The organism is Mycolicibacterium vinylchloridicum (assembly GCF_013404075.1).
Taxonomy (GTDB): domain Bacteria; phylum Actinomycetota; class Actinomycetes; order Mycobacteriales; family Mycobacteriaceae; genus Mycobacterium; species Mycobacterium vinylchloridicum.
Genome location: NZ_JACBJQ010000183.1, coordinates 1 through 1,241 on the forward strand (window position 1 = coordinate 1; position 1,241 = coordinate 1,241).

At 60.0% G+C, this 1,241-nt stretch carries 1 protein-coding gene; it reads left to right on the forward strand.

Going from position 1 to position 1,241, the window contains the following annotated elements:
• The first annotated feature begins 318 nt into the window (after positions 1-318).
• Positions 319-954 (forward strand): TetR/AcrR family transcriptional regulator, encoded by a 636-nt coding sequence (locus HPC46_RS34450; protein WP_179476443.1) that lies wholly within the window; start codon positions 319-321, stop codon positions 952-954.
• Positions 955-1,241 lie beyond the last annotated feature (287 nt).

A 1,241-nucleotide genomic window follows, 5' to 3' on the forward strand; every position in this document is an offset into this window, starting at 1 on the left:
TGGTCCTGGCCACCCTCACCGACACCAACCCCGACGACGTCCACATCGGCATGCCCGTCAAAATCGCCTACGACGACATCCCCGAACACGACACCGCCATGTACCACCTCACCCCCGCCTAACCAGCCGTCGGGCTCGGGTGCAGCCGGTGTCGGCTCACTCCGAGTACCCCGTGAAGTGGCGCGGTGCGGATAACCTGGCGGGCAGCATCTTTCGGCCTATCGGGCTGCCTTTCCAAAAGATTTGCCGCCATTTGCCTTAGCCGTGTCAGCTTCTGACAAAAGCCGGCTGTGGCCGCCTCGATGTTAGGATTCGCCAATGACTGAACCGCGAGCCGGCCTGCGTGAACGCAAAAAAGAGGATGCCCGGCGGCAGATCATTCATAAGGCCAACCGTCTCTTCCGCAAGCACGGCTATGAGGGCGTCACCCTGGAGCAGATCGCCGACGCATGTGTCATGTCGGTGCGCACGATCCTTCGGTACTTCAGTACCAAAGAGGCACTTGCGCTCGCGGTCGAGCATGACCTGCTGGAGTCATTCCGGTCGAGGTTGGCCAATCGGGACGTTGATGCGGTCATGTGTTGGCGCGAATTCCAGATCGATACGTTTCACCTGATGGAGACGCCCGAAGCGCGCGCGAGGATGATCGCGATCTTCTCCACGCCGGCGACTCTGGCAGAGTTCTCGATCATTGGCCAGACTTATCAAGACATACTCGCCGATGCCATCGCCGAGGAGTCTGGCGATGTGCCGCCATTGGAGACTGCCGTATTCGCAACACTTTTGGTGTCGAGCTCGAGTGCGGCATTCCGCCGGTGGTTGATGTACGACGAACCTTTCGACATCGCAGTGCTGAACCGGAACTTCGACCGCGTCTGTGCCGCCTTCGATGAGCGCAAACCGTCGCGTAACCGGAAGGTCAAGAGTCAGGCCGCCAAGGTCCACGCGCGTTAACGTCGCGGATTCGAGATCGCTGCCGCATAGCGAGTTACAGGTGCTGCTGCGCCGGTGAAGGCTGTTCTGCCAAAGGTGCTGTCGTGGACGTCGACCATCAGTTGTGCGCCCGTGTCGGTTGTCTCCCTTCGCTGTTGACGCGTTCCGCACCTCTGCAAATTGCTGTCAGTTGTTGACATCTGTCACTGGGGGCCATTAGGGTTTGGGTGCCGTGCGGGCTGTTTGAGTGGTCCGCTGTCGTGTGTGTTTGGGTGTTGTTTCCCCCAGGAGTTGGAGAGGGTCGCTGA